A 16,677-nucleotide genomic window follows, 5' to 3' on the forward strand; every position below is an offset into this window, starting at 1 on the left:
TACGCGGATATAACCAAAGCGGCGCCGTGCAAGCGGAAACTTTACCCTGGGCCCGGCGTGAGGTATCGTGTGGTTGCAACCATAGCGGCCTCTTGCAGGGGCGCTTCACGAAGCGCCCGAACCGGGGTCCGGGGCGAAGCCCCGAGGAGGGCATGGGGCGAAGCCCCATAAAAAGGGTTATAGGGGGCGCCAGCCCCCTATAACTCTATTGGGCGGGCGGGTGGGTATTATAATGCGTTGCCGGAGTTCAAGAGCACCGACAGGTCGAGGTCTTCTACCTCTTCCTCCTCGTCGGTATCCCAGGAGACGTCGCTGCGGGGATTCTGCTCGAACTTTCTGTAGAGGGACAGGCCGCTGCCGGCCGGGACGAGCTTGCCGATGATGACGTTTTCCTTCAGGCCCACCAGATGGTCGACCTTGCCCTTGATGGCGGCCTCGGTCAAAACCTTGGTCGTCTCCTGGAAGGAGGCGGCCGACAGGAAGGATTCCGTTGCCAGCGATGCCTTCGTGATGCCCATGAGGAGCTGGACGGCGGTGGCCTTGCGGAGCTCCGTCTCCCCTGCCGCGATCCTGTCGTCGATCTCACGGTTGGCGCGCTTGACCTCCAGGATATCGACGGTTGTGCCGGCGAGAAGCTCCGTGTCGCCCCCCTCCTCGATGCGGACCTTGCGGAGCATCTGGCGGACGATGACCTCGATGTGCTTGTCGTTGATTTCAACGCCCTGCTGGCGGTAAACCTTCTGGACCTCCTGGATGAGGTACGTCTGTGCGGCGGCCTTGCCGCGGATGCGCATGACGTCATGGGGGTTCAAGGCGCCGTCCGTCAGCATATCGCCCTTCTGTATGGTGTCGCCGGACTTGACACGGATGCCGGCCGAGTACGGGGCCTGGTAGACCTTGACCTCGCCGTCCTCCGGATTTGTAATATTGATGGCGACGATGGCGTTCTTCCTCGTCTCCTCGACTTCCACAGTGCCGCTGATTTCGGCCAGCATGGACATTTTCTTCGGCTTGCGGGCCTCGAACAGCTCCTCGACGCGGGGCAGACCCTGGGTGATATCGTCGCCGGCGACGCCGCCTGTGTGGAACGTCCGCATGGTGAGCTGCGTGCCGGGCTCGCCGATGGACTGTGCGGCAATGACGCCGACGGCCTCGCCGATGCTGACCGGATCGCCGGTGGCCAGGTTGATGCCGTAGCATTTAGAGCAAACGCCGCTGGGCGCCTCGCAGTCGAGAACGGTGCGTATCTTGACCTCGCGGATGCCGTGGGCATCCAGCGTCGCGGCGTCGGCGGACATGAACATGTGCTCCCGGGTGAAGAGGATTTCTCCGGTGGCCGGATCGGTAATGTCGTCCGACGGGAAGCGGCCGTGGATGGCGTCGGCAAGGCTCTGGGCCCCGCTGCTCGTATCCTCCGGCTCCGCCACGACGATGCCGTCGTGAGTGCCGCAGTCGTGCTCGCGGATGATGACGTCCTGGGAGACGTCGACAAGGCGGCGCGTCAGGTAACCGGAGTCGGCCGTACGGAGCGCCGTATCGGCCAAGCCCTTACGGGCGCCTCTGGAGGAGGTGAAGTATTCGAGAACGGTGAGGCCTTCGCGGAAGTTTGCCTTGATCGGGATTTCGATCGTCTTACCGGCGGTGTTGGCCATAAGGCCGCGCATGCCGGCCAGCTGACGGATCTGGTTCATACTGCCGCGGGCGCCGGAGTTGGCCATCATGAAGATGGGGTTGAACTCGTCCAGCGCGTCCTGCAGGGCGTTGGTCACGTTTTTCGTTGTGGTCTCCCACTCCTTGACGACGAGGCGGTACCGTTCGTCGTCGGTGATGAAGCCGCGCTTGAACTGCTGCTCGATGGAGACGACCTTTTTTTCCGTCTCGCGGATCAGCGTCCTCTTCGTCTCCGGCACGGTCATGTCGGAGATGGAAATGGTGATGGCGCCGCGGGTGGAGTATTTGAAGCCCAGGGCCTTGATGTTGTCGAGAAGCTCGGCCGACAGGGTGAACCCGTGCTTGGCGATGGCCTTTTTGATGATCTTCTCCAGCTGCTTTTTGCCGGTCTGGAAACCGATCTCGTAATCAAACTTGTGCTCGGGGTCCGTCCTGTCCACAAAGCCCAGGTCCTGCGGGATGGGCTCGTTAAAGATGATGCGGCCCACCGTGGTCTCGATCAGTTTTCTCTGGGGCATACCGTCAAAGGTCTTCGTGACGCGGACCTTGATGGGGGCGTGGATGCCCACGTCGCCGTTTTGGTAGGCCATCAGGGCCTCGTTGGGCGTGGAGAAAGCCTTCCCGGCGCCCGGTTCGTCCTGGCGGATGAAGGTGAGATAGTAGGAGCCGAGGATCATGTCCTGCGTCGGGACCGTGACGGGCTGGCCGTCCTTCGGGTGCAGGAGGTTGTTGGCCGACAGCATGAGGACGCGGGCTTCCGCCTGCGCTTCGGCGGACAGCGGCACGTGGATGGCCATCTGGTCGCCGTCAAAGTCGGCGTTATAGGCGGTGCAGACCAGTGGATGAAGCTTTAAGGCGCGGCCCTCGACGAGGATCGGCTCAAAGGCCTGGATGCCCAGGCGGTGCAGCGTGGGGGCACGGTTCAAGAGCACGGGATGCTCCCTGATGACGACCTCCAGGGCGTCCCACACCTCGGTGAGGCCCTTGTCGACCATCTTTTTGGCCGATTTGATGTTGTTGGACACGCCGTCCTCCACGAGCTTTTTCATGACGAAGGGGCGGAAGAGCTCGATGGCCATTTCCTTCGGCACGCCGCACTGGTAGAGCTTCAGCTCGGGGCCCACGACGATAACGGAACGGCCGGAATAGTCCACGCGCTTGCCCAGGAGGTTCTGACGGAAGCGGCCCTGCTTGCCCTTGAGCATGTCGGACAGGGATTTGAGCGCGCGTGAATTGGCGCCGGTGACGGCCCGGCCGCGGCGGCCGTTGTCGATGAGGGCGTCCACCGCCTCCTGCAGCATGCGCTTTTCATTGCGCACGATGATATCCGGGGCGTTTAATTGAATGAGCCTTTTGAGGCGGTTGTTTCTGTTGATGACGCGGCGGTACAGGTCGTTGAGGTCGGAGGTGGCGAAACGGCCGCCGTCCAGCTGGACCATGGGGCGGATCTCCGGCGGGATGACCGGCAGCACGTCGATGATCATCCAGGTGGGATTGTTGCCGGACTGGCGGAACGCCTCGACGACCTCCAGACGCTTGACAAGCTTCGCCTTCTTCTGGCCGGAAGCCTCCCGGGCCTCGACGCGGAGCTGCTCGGAGAACTTCTCGCAGTCGATGTCGGCCAGCAAATCGCGGATGGCCTCGGCGCCCATGCCGGCCCTGAAATCGTCCTCGTACTTTTCGCGCATCTCACGATATTCTTTTTCCGTGAGAATCTGATTTTTATGCAGCGGCGTCATGCCGGGATCGATGACGATATACGCCGCGAAATACAAAACCTTTTCAAGGATTCTCGGCGTAAGGTCCAAAAGCAGGCCCATGCGGGACGGGATGCCCTTGAAATACCAGATATGGCTGACGGGCGCGGCCAGCTCGATATGGCCCATGCGCTCGCGCCTGACGTTGGACTTTGTGACCTCGACGCCGCAGCGGTCGCAGATTTTGCCCTTGTAGCGGATCTTCTTGTATTTGCCGCAATGGCACTCCCAGTCCTTTGTGGGCCCGAAAATCCTTTCGCAGAAGAGGCCGTCCCTCTCGGGCTTGAGCGTTCTGTAGTTTATCGTCTCCGGTTTCTTGACCTCGCCGTATGACCAGCTTCTGATCATCTCGGGGGACGCCAAGCCGATTTGGATCGCGTCAAAAGGTGCGCAGCTCATTGTTTATCCTCCTCTTCATCCAGGAACTCATAGAGGTCGTTTTCTTCAAATTCCTCTTCTTCCTCAAAGTCGGCGGCGAGGTCGTCGGACTCCTCGAGGTCGACGTCTTCAATGCTGTAGCCGCCGGAAAGGATTTCATTGTCGTCAGAGCGGTAGGTGCTGCCGCCCTCGCGCATGTTGTCGCGGATATCGTCTTCCTCGTCGTCGCTCTGCAGCTCGATCTTGTTGCCGTGCTCGTCGAGCACGCGGACGTCGAGACAGAGGGACTGGAGCTCCTTGACGAGGACCTTGAAGGATTCCGGCACGCCGGGCTTCGGGATATTGTGGCCCTTGACGATGGACTCGTAGGTGCGCACGCGCCCTGTGACGTCGTCCGATTTCACCGTTAAAATCTCCTGCAGGGTGTACGCCGCGCCGTAAGCCTCCAGCGCCCAGACTTCCATTTCGCCGAAGCGCTGGCCGCCGAACTGGGCCTTGCCGCCAAGCGGCTGCTGCGTGACGAGGCTGTACGGGCCCGTGGAACGGGCGTGGATCTTATCGTCAACCAGATGATGGAGCTTTAAGAAGTAGACATAGCCGACGGTGACCGGGTTGTCAAAGGGATCGCCGGTGCGTCCGTCGTAGAGGACGCTCTTGCCGTCGGGCCGGAGGCCGGCCAGCTCCAGCGTGTCACGGATTTCCTTTTCGTTGGCGCCGTTGAAGATGGGGGTGGCCACCTTCCAGCCCAGCGTTTTGGCCGCGTACCCCAGATGGACCTCCAGGACCTGGCCGATGTTCATACGGGAGGGGACGCCCAGCGGATTGAGCACGATATCCAGCGGCGTGCCGTCCGGCAGGTACGGCATATCCTCCTTCGGCAGGATGCGGGACACGACGCCCTTGTTGCCGTGGCGTCCGGCCATCTTGTCGCCGACGCTGATCTTTCTCTTCTGGGCGATATAGCAGCGGACCACCATGTTGACGCCGGGGTTCAGTTCGTCGCCGTTCTCACGGGTGAACACCTTGACGTCGACGACGATGCCGCTCTCGCCGTGGGGAACTTTTAATGAGGTATCCCTGACCTCGCGCGCCTTCTCGCCGAAGATCGCTCGTAAAAGGCGTTCCTCGGCGGTCAGGTCCGTTTCGCCCTTGGGCGTAACCTTGCCCACGAGAATGTCGCCGGCGTGAACCTCGGCGCCCACGCTGATGATGCCGCGCTCGTCGAGATAACGGAGAGAGTCTTCACCGACGCCGGGAATATCCCGGGTGATCTCCTCGGGCCCCAGCTTCGTGTCGCGGGCGTCGATCTCGTGCTCTTCGATATGAATGGACGTAAACACGTCGTCCATGGACAGGCGCTCGTTGATGAGGATAGCGTCCTCGTAGTTGTAGCCTTCCCAGGTCATAAAGCCGACCAGGATGTTCTTGCCCAGCGCGATCTCGCCCTGGCTCGTGGACGGGCCGTCGGCCAGGATATCGCCGGCCTTGACGCGGTCGCGGGCGGAGACGACGGGGCGCTGGTTGATGCAGGTGCCCTGGTTGGAACGGGAGAACTTCGTCAGGGAATAATCCTTGACCTCGCCGCTGTCGTAGCGGACGGTGACCCGCGTGGCGGACACGCTGGCCACGACGCCGTCGCCCTCGGCCAGCGCCACGACAGTGGAGTCCACGGCGCACTTGTGCTCAATGCCGGTGGCGACGATCGGCGCCTCCGTGGTGAGCAGCGGAACGGCCTGGCGCTGCATGTTCGCGCCCATGAGGGCGCGGTTGGCGTCGTCGTTTTCCAGGAAGGGGATCATGGCCGTGGCGATGGAGACCATCATGCGCGGCGAGATGTCGATATAGTCCACGCGGTCGCGGTCGACCTCGACGATTTCGTCGCGGTGGCGGCAGGTGATACGCTGGTTTATAAGACAGCCGTTTTCGTCGAGGGGCTCCGTGGCCTGGGCGACGATGTACTGGTCCTCCATGTCGGCCGTCAGATAATCGATCTGCTCCATCACGCGGAAGGTCTTTTTCTCAATCTTCTGGAACGGCGCGATGATAAACCCGTATTCGTTGACGCGGGCGTAGGACGCCAGATACGAGATCAGGCCGATGTTCGGACCTTCAGGCGTCTCGATGGGGCACATGCGCCCGTAGTGGCTATAGTGAACGTCTCGGACGTCGAAGCTGGCGCGCTCGCGGGACAGGCCGCCGGGGCCCAGGGCCGACAGACGGCGCTTGTGGGTGAGCTCCGCCAGCGGGTTCGTCTGGTCCATGAATTGAGAAAGCGGGGACGACCCGAAAAATTCCTTGATGGCCGCCGTGACGGGGCGGATGTTGATGAGAGACTGCGGGGTGATGATATCCAGATCCTGCAGCGTCATGCGCTCGCGGATGACACGCTCCATGCGCGAAAAGCCCACGCGGAACTGGTTCTGCAAAAGCTCGCCGACGCTGCGCATGCGGCGGTTGCCCAGATGGTCGATATCGTCCGCGTCGCCGATGCCGTGGGCCAGGCAGTTCAAATAGTTGACGGAGGCCATGATATCGTCGGGAATGATGTGCTTGGGTATGAGGTCGTCAATGCGCTCCAGGATGGCGTCCTTGAGCTCCTGGCCGCTGTACTCCTCCAAAAGCTTTTTCAGCACGATGAAGCGCACGCGCTCCTTGATGCCGAGCTCGGCCTCCACGTCAAAGCCGACGAAATTGTCGAGCTTCACCATACCGTTGGAGAAAACCCGGACTTCCCTGCCGTCGGCCTGGACCCAGGCCTCGATGATGCCCTTGGATTCAAGCTCCTCGGCCCTGTCGCGGGTGACCGTCTCGCCGGCCTCGGCGATGATCTCGCCCGTCATGGGGTCCGCCAGCGGGCGGGATAGGGTATGGCCGCTCAGGCGGTGCCAGAGAGCCAACTTTTTATTGAACTTGTAGCGCCCGACGGTGGAGATGTCATACCGCCGCGCGTCAAAAAAGAGGTTTGTTAAAAGTGTCTCAGCGCTGTCCACCGTCGGGGGGTCGCCGGGGCGCAGGCGCTTGTAGAGCTCGATGAGCGCCTCCTCGCGGGTCCTGCAGGCGTCCTTATCGAGGGTGGCGTTGATGCGCTCGTCATCGCCGAAGATGAGCTTCAGCTGCTCGCTCGTCTCCGCGCCGGCCTCGCCGCCTGCAACGGACAGCCAGGTGTACGGCTCGGCCGTGGGCCGCCCGATGGCGCGCAGAAGCCAGGTGATCGGCAACTTTCTGTTTTTATCCACGCGGACATAGAAGTTATCGGACGCGTCCGTCTCGTATTCCAGCCAGGCGCCCCTATACGGGATAACGGTGGTGGCGTACACGGTGACCGCCGTTTTGACGTCCGTCTTCTTCTCGAAATAAACGCTGGGCGAACGGATGATCTGGGACACGACGACGCGCTCGGCGCCGTTGATGATAAAGGTGCCGGCATTGGTCATGAGCGGGAAATCTCCCATAAAGATTTCCTGCTCCTTGATCTCCTCGGTTTCCTTGTTCCGCAGGCGCACACTGACCTTTAAGGGCGCGGCGAACGTGGCGTCCCGGGCCTTGCACTCCTCCACGGAATATTTCGGCTTTTCATCAATATTATAATCAATGAAGGTGAGCTCAAGATTGCCTGTGTAATCGGTGATCGCGGCAACGTCCTTAAACACTTCCCTGAGTCCCGTCTCCAGAAACCACTTGTATGAATCCTTCTGAACCTCCAGGAGGTTCGGCATATCCATGATCTCTTCCGACTTGGCAAAACTCTTTCTGACCGTTTTGCCGTACGCCACATCTTTCGGCATGAACTTCACTCCTTAAGTTATTCGTCAATGTATATCGGCGGAGCCCGGCGTGACACACGCGGGTATGTTGTAGTTATTTCAAAAGGTTATGTTGATTTTACGCGAGTTTATGATACAATCTTAAAAAAGGTATTCGTATCTGGTTCGTCCATTTTTATGCATAGCAATTAATTTTAACTGAATTGAATAATATTGTCAAGTGTAATTTCAGCGGAGAAACTGTCGTTTCTCCGCTTTTTTTATGTGCAGATTGTCTTTTCTTTTGCCTCCCACATTTGAGGGAGGCTTTGGTGTGTCCTTTTTTAACCAAATTTTAATCTGTTTTATATTCTATCTGCTGCTGTAATATTTATAATATACATATCCCGACAGCAACCATAACTTTTTTCTCAATATACCTTGACAGGCGAAGTATGTTGTGTTAGGTTGTAAGCACAGATCTGAAATACCTAGCATCGGAGGGATACTATGTCGATAGCATCTGATCTCATTCGCGGCCACACCGATACGATCATCCTGGCCCGGCTGATGGTCGCGGATAACTACGGCTATGAGATCAACAAGGCCATACAGCAAAAGACAAACGGCAGATACGAGCTCAAGGAGGCCACGCTCTACAGCGCCTTCCGCCGGCTGGAGGAAGCCGGCTGCATCGAGTCCTACTGGGGCGACGAAACGACAGGCGCGCGCCGCCGGTACTACCGGATCACGGAGATCGGCCGCGAGGCGTACCAGAGCCTCAAAAAAGAATGGAAAACAGCAAAAGAACTGATCGACAAACTCATTGAGTGGGAGGAAAAGTAATATGGAAGCAAAGATCCGCGCCTATGTCGACGAGCTTTTCGCCGGAACGGCGCCGTCGAGAAAATCCGTCGAGCTGAAAGAAGAAATGATTCAGAATCTGACGGAGAAATATAACGATCTCATCAGCGAGGGCAAAACGGCCGAAGCGGCTTACAACATCGCCATCGCCGGTATCGGCGACGTGAGCGATCTGCTCAAGGACCTGGAAAGGAGCACAGTGTCGCCGGAGATGCTCACATCCGTACGCCAGCGGTCGGCGATGTTCACATCGATCGCCGTCATGCTCTATATCATCAGCGTTATCCCCATCATCGTCCTCAGCGTCCTTTTTTCGGGCGGATGGCTCCCGGGACTGATCGTGATGTTTCTGCTCATCGCCGCGGCCACCGGCCTTTTGATCTATAACGGCATGACGAAACCCAAGTTTGTAAAGCAGGATACCATGGTGGAAGAGTTCAAGCAGTGGCAGACCGGCAGCCAGGAACAGAAGGCGCTCCGCAACGCCATCCACACGGCGCTCTGGACGATTACCATCGCTATTTATTTCATCGTCAGCTTTTCAACGGGGGCCTGGCATCTTTCGTGGATCATCTTCCTCGTGACCGTTGCCATTCAGGCCATCATCAACGCCGCCTTTGCTTTCAAGAAATGAGGGATTTACTATGAGCACAACAAAACTTGCCACCGTTATCTGCTGGATCGTCGTCGCTATCGTCGTCCTCGGCCTCGCCGTCTGGCTTCTGACAGGCAGCCTCTTCGGCATCAATACCGGCTTTAAAATAAACGCCCCCGCCTTCAGTATCGGCGGATTCGACAATCTGGCGGGCCCCTTTAACGAGGCCGGCAGCTATCAGGTGCCCGCCGACGGCGTCGACAGCATCGATGTGGACTGGGTCTCCGGCGCGGTGACGATCACGCCCTACGACGGCGACAGCATCAAGCTCACGGAGTACGCACGCCGCGAGCTGAAGGACAACGAAAAGCTGGTCTATGAGACGTCCGGCGGGAAGCTTCAAGTCAGGTACGTCTCCCCCGGCCTGACGATCAATATGATCACCAAGAAGCTTGAACTGCTCGTCCCCGAATCGCTCGCGGACAAACTTAACCTGCTGAGCATCGGCACAACGTCCGCCGAATTGAAGGTCAGCGACTTTGAGGTCAAGTCCTTTGAGGTCGACGAGACCTCCGGCAGCGCGGAGATCTCCAACATCAAGGCGAATACGGCGGATGTCCACTCTGGGTCCGGGGAAGTCAGCATCACCAATCTGACGGCGTCGGAGCTGTACGCGAGCACCGTCTCCGGCAGAATGAAGTTTGACGCTGTCACCGCGGACACGCTGCAGACAAAAACCACCTCCGGCAGCCAGCAGCTGGGCGGTACGTTCAAGTCTGTCGACGCCTCCAGCGTCTCCGGTGAAGTCAGCGTCACAAGCGGCGTGAATCCCGACAAGGTCACCATCGGCACAACGTCCGGCGGCATCACACTGGCCATCCCGGGCGGGGACGGCGTAACGGTGTCCTACGATACGACCTCCGGCAGGTTCAACAGCGACATTTCCGTCAGAACGGGCGGCAACGCAAATTACAGGTTCACCTCCGTCAGCGGCGACATCCGGCTGAAGGCGGCGTAACGAAAGAACGTGCAGGGCAGTTACATACTGCCCTGCCGCATTAAAAAGGAGTTTTGCATGAAAATCGTTTTAATCGCCCCGGTCAGGGACGAAGGCCGGAAGACACGGGACATCATCCGCTTTCCGATGGTTTCGCTTTTGTATATCGCCGCGCTGACGCCGGAAAAGCACGACGTCACGATTGTCGAGGAAGAGGCGGAAAGCGTCGACTACAGCATGGAGTGCGACCTTGTGGCAATCACCAGCATGACGGCCACGGCGAAACGCTCGTATAAAATCTCGGAAGAATTCATGCGGCGGGGGAAAACGGTCGTCCTGGGCGGCATCCACCCCACCGTCCTCCCCGCCGAGGCAAAGCTCCACTGCAGCGCGGTCATCACCGGCGAAGCCGAGCCGGTATGGCGGCAGGTGCTCGACGATATCGAAAACGGCAGCCTCCAGGCTTTCTATCACGGCGGCGCCATGGCGAACCTGGACGATTACCCCCTGCCGCGGCGCGATCTGGTCCAATATACCTCGCCGCTCAAGCTGGAGCCCATCGTCACCTCCAGAGGCTGCCCGTATTCGTGCGAGTTCTGCAGCGTGTGGAAATTCTTCGGCAAGAGAATCCGGCATGTCGGCGTGGACAGGGTGCTGCAGGACATCGCCAATACCAATTCAAAACGCTTCATGTTCCTGGACGACAACATCGTGGGCGACCCGGTGTATGCCAAAGCGCTTTTCACGGCGCTGAAGGAGCTGAACATCGAATGGGTCGGCCAGGCCTCCATTTCGTTTTCAAAAAATGAGGAACTGCTGAGGCTTGCTTACGAAAGCGGATGCCGGGGGCTGTTTTTCGGGCTGGAGAGCGTGTCAGAGCAGAAAATGAAGCGGATGAGCAAGAGCATGCGCACCCAGGCCGATACCATCGACGCTATCAAACGGATCATGGCGGGGGGCATTTTGTTCCATGCGTCCCTCGTCTTCGGCTTTGACGACGACGACGAGTCCGTCTTTGACGAGACGCTTGAATTTCTGCATAAAACAAAAATCCCGTCCGCAACCTTCAACATCCTGACGCCGTATCCGGGCACCGATATTTTTGAAAAGTTCAAGAGCCAGAACAGGCTCATCACGGAGGACTGGGATTTTTACGACCACTGCACCGTGACGTATCTCCCTCAGCATATGACGATCGACCGCCTGTACGAGGGGTATCAGTATGTCATGGACAACTACTACAGCCTTGGGAGTATCCTTCAGCGCTTTCCCGCCAGTGCCAAGAGGCCCCTGCTGTTCACGATGATCAACGCCGGCATGAAAAACAGCCTTAAGGCCGGAAAAGCGGATTCCCGGGACAGGCTGACGAGATTACATAATATAATAGAGGACAATTACAGGCAAAACGCCTCCTCCCCCGCCCGCGGCGTTTGAGGCGATTATGATGGACTGGAAAAACGACAGATTCGGCACCGCCCTTCGGGGCGAAAATCCGACGGTCCTGCTCCGGATGAAAAGCGGCTTTGCCGTCCTCGCCGACACACAGTTCCTGCCCGGCTACTGTATCCTGCTGGCGTACCCAAAGGTCAAAAGCCTCAACGATTTGGGCCCCGTGCCCCGGCTTTTGTTCCTCCGCGAAATGAGCCTCGTCGGCGACGCGATCATGGAGGTCTGCCGGCCCGCCCGGATCAACTACGAGATTCTGGGCAACACGGACGCCTTTCTGCACGCGCACATCATTCCCCGCTACGACTGGGAGGAGGACGACCTGCGCCGGCAGCCCGTGTGGATGTACCCCGCGGAATACCGGTCGAGCCCCGAATTCGAGTTCAGCGCGGAAAAGCACGCCGAGCTGAAAGCGAAGCTTGCAGAGAAACTGAAGGAGCTGACGGAATAGCACAAAGACGAGAGCAGGGCCGGCAAGCCGATTCATTAAAATCTGCGGAAGATGAGAATATATATGTGGAAAGATGATGAAAAAGCCCCCATATGGGAGTTCCTTGGCTGGGTGCTGTTAATATCGGGTGTGAGCGAGATCATAATCCTTATGCTTGAGCCATATTCCATAGCGTTTGCTAAAAATGGAACGCTGACAGCAGGCTATGTGATCTACGCAATTATAGGCATATTATTTACCACGCCCAACCCTATGATTGCAACTTATATTGTTTTGAGGCGGCACGGAAAAATCCATTCTGTGAAAGACTTCTGCAAGTTGATTTTACATACCTCAAATATCATTAAAACAGTTCTGATAACGGCGGCATTTTGCGCCGCGGCTTTATGTATGGCACTACTTTACGGAACACGCACGGGTTCTCCCTGGTATCTTTTTATCATAGCCTTACCGGTACTGATAATAGGTGGCGGCGTGGAAGAAATCGGATGGCGTGGTTTCCTGCAGCCTTCATTGGAAAAGAAGTTCCCGTTTCTCATCGCCACTTTAGCGGTTAGTGCAATTTGGTTTACATGGCATCTGCCGCTGTGGATTGCGCCGTCTTCCAATCATTACGGCGACAGTCTTATTGGATTTGCAGTGACAATTATCGTTTGGGCATTTGTAGAGGCGGCTATCTACAAAGCAACAAAGAGCGTCTTTGCCTGCGTTCTGTATCACACGTTTATGAATGCTATAGGCGCTGTATATGACTGGAATGCTTTGTTTGATACATTCCCAAACAAAACCGGGATGATTGTTTATTACTGTGTTGCACTTGTCGCGGCAATCATCATATGGGTACTTGCTGATAAAAACGAAAAACAAAAAGCCGGCATGGAGGCCGGCCGACGGAAAATTATATGATATCCTGTGGGGGGCAGGCACGGGGTCTGCCCCTACGCGATTGCCCGCCTAATCCTTCAGCGCTTCCGCCCAGGCGGAATATTTGCCGATCTTGCCGTCGCATTCTTCCCTGCTCTTCCCGCTGGCCAGCACGTAGACCTTGACCTTCGGCTCGGTGCCGGAGGGGCGCACCAGAAGGACTGTGTTATCCGCCGTCTCAAAGCGCAGGACGTTGGAGCCCTTGAGGTCCATGCTGCTCTTCACGCCCGAGGCGGCGTCGTAGGCGGTGCCGTCGGCGTAATCCTTCACGACCCGGACGGGCGTGCCGGCGATCTCGGCCGGGGGCTCTGCCCGGAGGCCATCCATCAGCGCCTTCATGTTGACCAGGCCCTCCATGCCGGGCATCAGCAGGTTGAGGGTTTTCTCGTTATAATAGCCGTATTTCGGATAGAGCGCCTGCAGGGCGTCATAGAGCGTCATCCCCCGGCAGGCGTACCAGGCGGCCATTTCGGTCAGGAGGAGCGACGCCGTCACGGCGTCCTTATCGCGGACGTAGTCGCCCAGCATGTAGCCATAGGATTCCTCATAGGAGAAGATGACCTTGCCCAGGCCGGCGCCCTCCAGCTCGTTTTTCCGTTCGGCCATGAATTTGAAGCCGGTGAACGTGTCGATGCAGCGCACGCCGTTATACTCGGCCACGCGCCGCGCCATCTCCGTTGTGACGATCGTCTTCAGAGCGACGGGATTTTGCGGCATGGTGCCCGCCCGCGTCTTCGCGCCGATCAGGTAATCCAGCAGCAGAACGCCCGTCTGGTTGCCGGAGATCGTGACAAATTCCCCGGTGTCGGTGCGCACCATGATGCCGACCCGGTCGGCGTCCGGGTCGGTGCCCAGGATAAAGTCGGCGCCGTTCTCCCGCGCCAGCTTCACGGCCAGGTAAAAGCCCTCGGGGTTTTCGGGATTCGGCGACACGACCGTGGGGAAATCGCCGTCCAGCACCATCTGCTCGGATACGCAGATGAGGTTTTTGATCCCCAACCGTTTGAGGACCTCCGGCACGAGCTTATACCCCGTCCCGTGGAACGGCGTGTACACCATTTTGAACGTGTCGGCCACCTTTTTGACCGACTCGAAATCATTGGCCTGAGCCATGACGTTTTTCAGGAAAAGCGCGTCTGTCTCGGCGCCCATGACCGTGACGAGGCCCTTGGAGACGGCCTCGTCGTAGGGCATCGTTCTGACCGATTTAAAAACGTCCAGCCGGGCCATTTTAGCGGCGATGGCGTCGGCGTGATGCGGCGGCAGCTGCGCGCCGTCCCCCCAGTACACCTTGTAGCCGTTATATTCCTTGGGGTTGTGGCTGGCCGTGACGTTGATCCCCGCCGTGAGATGATATTCCCGGATGGCAAACGACAGCTCCGGCGTCGGGCGGAGCGCTTCAAAAATCCGGACCCTGATCCCGTTGGCCGCCATGACGCAAGCGGTTTCCACGGCAAACTCCCGGCTGTGGTTGCGGCAGTCATAGCAGACGGCGACGCTGCCCTGTTCGGACCGCTCCCTGCAGTACTCCAGGATGACCTCGGCAAAGGCCTGGGTGGCGTGGCGGACGACATGCCTGTTCATCCTGTACAGCCCCGTGCTCATGACGCCGCGCAGCCCGGCCGTGCCGAACTCCAGCGGCGAGAAAAAGCGGCTTTCGATCTCCTTGTCGTTATCCGCGATCGCCAGCAGCTCCTCCCGCTCGGCATCATCCAAAGCGCCGCTATGAAGCCACGATAAGTATTCGTTTTTATAATCCATCGTATCGCTCCGTATCAGTCTTTTAATTCTTCGGGATCGTCCTCGACGATTTCGGCGCTCAGGATATCCTTTGCTTCCTCCAGCTGCGTCTCCGGCACGAAGATATCCACGCCGCCGGCGGCATAGCCGATGATCAGCTTGCCGAACTCGCCGTCGTTGGGATACTGGCAGACGGCGGGCACACCGTAGGCCTCCAGAAGGCTGAGCGTGATCTCGGTGTCCAGCGGGTTGCCGCCGGCGTGCATGAGAAAGGCCGGGGCGACCATTTCGCCGTCTTCCTTTTTGGGCCACTTGTCCATGATTTTTTTCTTTTTTCCGAATCCCCAGTCGGCCATCTCAACGAACCTCCCTTATAATCAGCGGCATTCACACAGCCGCTGTGCGGTGGATTCCCGCCTGCGCGGGAATGACACGATACATAATATTCTTATCTGTCATTCCCGCTATTTGTTTGTCACTCCGTTATTTGTCATTCCCGCGATATTCTTCAATTTATCATTCCCGCAATTCTTTATTTGTCATTCCGCAATTCTTTATTTGTCATTCCCGCGCAGGCGGGAATCCACAATTACAATCATTCATTTATGGTACTTTCCGCCCTCGGCGATCTTAAAGGCCCTGTACACCTGCTCCAGCAGCATGATGCGCGCCAGGTGGTGCGGGAACGTCATACGCGACATGGACAGCCGGACGTCCGCCCGCTCCTTGATGGTCCGGTGCAGGCCGCAGGAGCCGCCGATGACGAAGCATATTTTTGAAATGCCGTTTGCCGCGTACTTCTGCAGGAGCGCGGCCATCCCCGCGCTGTCCCTCTCCTCGCCTTCCACGCACAGCGCCACCGCCGCGGCGCCGGCCGGGAGCCTTGTCAGGATTCCATCGGCCTCCGCTTTCAGCGCGGCGTCGATCTCCGCCGGGGACGGCCTGTCGCCAAGGCGCGACTCCGGGAGCTCGTCGAGCTCTGTTTTGCAATACGCGGACAGCCGCTTTAAATATTCGCCGGCGGCGTCCTTATAGAATTTCTCCTTGAGCTTGCCGACGCAGATAAAACGAATCTGCAGCATCGCGTCTCTCCGTTATTTTCAGATTATGTACACCCGGCTCATGGTGTCTGCCGGCGCCGTTTCGAGCTCTACGTCGCCGCCGACGACGGCCCCCTGGCGGCCAAGGGCGCCGCCCACGGTATCGAACGCCAGCCTCGGCGTGTTGTTCTCCTTGCTCAGATGCGCCAGGAGGATGCGCTTCGTCCCGGCGCCGGCAAGCCTGCACGCCAGAGAGCCGCTGTCGTCGTTGGACAGATGGCCGCGCTCCGACAGGATGCGCCGCTTCAGATACGAGGGATAGGCGCCGTTTTTGAGCATGACCACATCGTGGTTTGCCTCGATGACCGCCATATCGGCGCCCAGCGCCGCCTCCAAAACCGTCCTGGTGATGCAGCCGATGTCGGTGACGAAGACGAGGGAGGATTTTCCGTCGGTAAACCTGTAGCCGACGCTTTCCGGCGTGTCGTGGGGCGTCGGGAAGCTTTTGACGGCGAGCTCCCCCAGGACGAATTCCGCCCCGGCCTCAAAGCAGGAGGCGCTGCCGCCCAATTCCTGAAAGCAGCCGCAGAGCCCCCGCGCCACGATATGGGGCGCTAAAATCTGCGTGCCGTGATATTTGACCAGCATGCGGATACCGCCGATGTGGTCCGAGTGCTCATGGGTGACAAGGACGCCGGTCAGGTCGCCGGGCGTGAGCCCCAGCGCCTTCAGGCTCGCCGTGATGCGCCGCAGCGAGATGCCCGCGTCGATCAGAAGATGGGTGTCCCCTTGGGATACGAGGGTACAGTTGCCCGACGACGAGCTGGCGAGCGTACATACCTTAATAAAAACCACTCCCCGTTTCTAAAGCGCATGAATACGGCGGGGGCAAGCCCCCGCCCTACGATTTTTACACGTTACTCCCGCTCCACCCTGTTCCACGTACGGTGTCATTCCCGCGCAGGCGGGAATCTGCACCGAAGTGCACAGCGTTGTGGATTCCCGCCTGCGCGGGAATGACACGGCGATAGGCGGGCATAGATGGTGATACGAAACGATATAACGATAACA

12 protein-coding genes are annotated in these 16,677 nt (G+C 58.6%); 6 read left to right on the plus strand and 6 right to left on the minus strand.

What is annotated here, in order from left to right:
* Positions 1–227 precede the first annotated feature (227 nt).
* Positions 228–3,827 (minus strand): DNA-directed RNA polymerase subunit beta', encoded by a 3,600-nt coding sequence (rpoC, locus tag BUB60_RS02940; RefSeq protein ID WP_073076117.1) that lies wholly within the window; start codon positions 3,825–3,827, stop codon positions 228–230.
* The gene (rpoB, locus tag BUB60_RS02945) at positions 3,824–7,591 is read right to left on the minus strand and encodes a DNA-directed RNA polymerase subunit beta (RefSeq protein WP_073076118.1); all 3,768 of its coding nucleotides are present in this window, start codon (positions 7,589–7,591) and stop codon (positions 3,824–3,826) included. Before rpoB ends, rpoC begins: the two co-directional genes overlap by 4 nt.
* A 468-nt stretch (positions 7,592–8,059) precedes the next feature.
* Between rpoB and BUB60_RS02950 the strand changes: the two genes are divergently transcribed.
* The 6 genes from BUB60_RS02950 to BUB60_RS02975 all read left to right on the plus strand — a co-directional run bounded on the left by BUB60_RS02950 (position 8,060) and on the right by BUB60_RS02975 (position 12,808).
* Positions 8,060–8,395: a PadR family transcriptional regulator gene (locus BUB60_RS02950; protein ID WP_073076119.1), complete on the plus strand. Its 336-nt coding sequence runs from the start codon at positions 8,060–8,062 to the stop codon at positions 8,393–8,395.
* A 1-nt stretch (position 8,396) separates the two neighbouring features.
* Positions 8,397–9,047, plus strand: a complete 651-nt coding sequence (locus tag BUB60_RS02955; RefSeq protein WP_073076120.1) for a permease prefix domain 1-containing protein — start codon at positions 8,397–8,399, stop codon at positions 9,045–9,047.
* A 10-nt stretch (positions 9,048–9,057) separates the two neighbouring features.
* Positions 9,058–10,026 (plus strand): DUF4097 family beta strand repeat-containing protein, encoded by a 969-nt coding sequence (locus BUB60_RS02960; RefSeq protein ID WP_073076121.1) that lies wholly within the window; start codon positions 9,058–9,060, stop codon positions 10,024–10,026.
* Positions 10,027–10,083: 57 nt separating this feature from the next.
* Positions 10,084–11,439, plus strand: coding sequence for a B12-binding domain-containing radical SAM protein (locus BUB60_RS02965; RefSeq protein ID WP_073076122.1), 1,356 nt, complete (start codon positions 10,084–10,086; stop codon positions 11,437–11,439).
* Between the two features lie 7 nt (positions 11,440–11,446).
* Entirely contained in the window at positions 11,447–11,902 is a 456-nt protein-coding gene (locus BUB60_RS02970) for an HIT family protein (protein WP_200796591.1), read from the plus strand.
* 63 nt (positions 11,903–11,965) lie between these two features.
* Positions 11,966–12,808 carry a CPBP family intramembrane glutamic endopeptidase gene (locus tag BUB60_RS02975; RefSeq protein ID WP_073076124.1) on the plus strand — a complete coding sequence of 281 codons (843 nt, stop codon included), beginning with the start codon at positions 11,966–11,968 and terminating at the stop codon, positions 12,806–12,808.
* A 48-nt stretch (positions 12,809–12,856) separates the two neighbouring features.
* Here BUB60_RS02975 and BUB60_RS02980 read toward each other — a convergent pair whose 3' ends face one another.
* From BUB60_RS02980 to BUB60_RS02995, 4 genes are all read right to left on the minus strand, one after another.
* Positions 12,857–14,587, minus strand: a complete 1,731-nt coding sequence (locus BUB60_RS02980) for a phospho-sugar mutase (protein ID WP_073076125.1) — start codon at positions 14,585–14,587, stop codon at positions 12,857–12,859.
* A 14-nt stretch (positions 14,588–14,601) separates the two neighbouring features.
* Positions 14,602–14,922, minus strand: coding sequence for a putative signal transducing protein (locus tag BUB60_RS02985; RefSeq protein WP_073076126.1), 321 nt, complete (start codon positions 14,920–14,922; stop codon positions 14,602–14,604).
* 243 nt (positions 14,923–15,165) lie between these two features.
* Complete coding sequence (rlmH, locus tag BUB60_RS02990) at positions 15,166–15,648, minus strand: 23S rRNA (pseudouridine(1915)-N(3))-methyltransferase RlmH (protein ID WP_073076127.1); 483 nt, start codon at positions 15,646–15,648, stop codon at positions 15,166–15,168.
* A gap of 18 nt (positions 15,649–15,666) precedes the next feature.
* On the minus strand, positions 15,667–16,461 hold the full coding sequence (locus BUB60_RS02995; RefSeq protein WP_084726198.1) for an MBL fold metallo-hydrolase: 795 nt from the start codon (positions 16,459–16,461) through the stop codon (positions 15,667–15,669).
* Positions 16,462–16,677 lie beyond the last annotated feature (216 nt).

Source organism: Sporobacter termitidis DSM 10068, from assembly GCF_900130065.1.
Lineage (GTDB): Bacteria > Bacillota > Clostridia > Oscillospirales > Oscillospiraceae > Sporobacter > Sporobacter termitidis.

What these genes read in the sequence shown, in the direction of transcription:
- rpoC (WP_073076117.1), bottom strand. Translation starts at nt 3,827, where the DNA reads ATGAGCTGCGCACCTTTTGACGCGATCCAAATCGGCTTGGCGTCCCCC.
- rpoB (WP_073076118.1), bottom strand. Translation starts at nt 7,591, where the DNA reads ATGCCGAAAGATGTGGCGTACGGCAAAACGGTCAGAAAGAGTTTTGCC.
- BUB60_RS02950 (WP_073076119.1), top strand. Translation starts at nt 8,060, where the DNA reads ATGTCGATAGCATCTGATCTCATTCGCGGCCACACCGATACGATCATC.
- BUB60_RS02955 (WP_073076120.1), top strand. Translation starts at nt 8,397, where the DNA reads ATGGAAGCAAAGATCCGCGCCTATGTCGACGAGCTTTTCGCCGGAACG.
- BUB60_RS02960 (WP_073076121.1), top strand. Translation starts at nt 9,058, where the DNA reads ATGAGCACAACAAAACTTGCCACCGTTATCTGCTGGATCGTCGTCGCT.
- BUB60_RS02965 (WP_073076122.1), top strand. Translation starts at nt 10,084, where the DNA reads ATGAAAATCGTTTTAATCGCCCCGGTCAGGGACGAAGGCCGGAAGACA.
- BUB60_RS02970 (WP_200796591.1), top strand. Translation starts at nt 11,447, where the DNA reads ATGATGGACTGGAAAAACGACAGATTCGGCACCGCCCTTCGGGGCGAA.
- BUB60_RS02975 (WP_073076124.1), top strand. Translation starts at nt 11,966, where the DNA reads ATGTGGAAAGATGATGAAAAAGCCCCCATATGGGAGTTCCTTGGCTGG.
- BUB60_RS02980 (WP_073076125.1), bottom strand. Translation starts at nt 14,587, where the DNA reads ATGGATTATAAAAACGAATACTTATCGTGGCTTCATAGCGGCGCTTTG.
- BUB60_RS02985 (WP_073076126.1), bottom strand. Translation starts at nt 14,922, where the DNA reads ATGGCCGACTGGGGATTCGGAAAAAAGAAAAAAATCATGGACAAGTGG.
- rlmH (WP_073076127.1), bottom strand. Translation starts at nt 15,648, where the DNA reads ATGCTGCAGATTCGTTTTATCTGCGTCGGCAAGCTCAAGGAGAAATTC.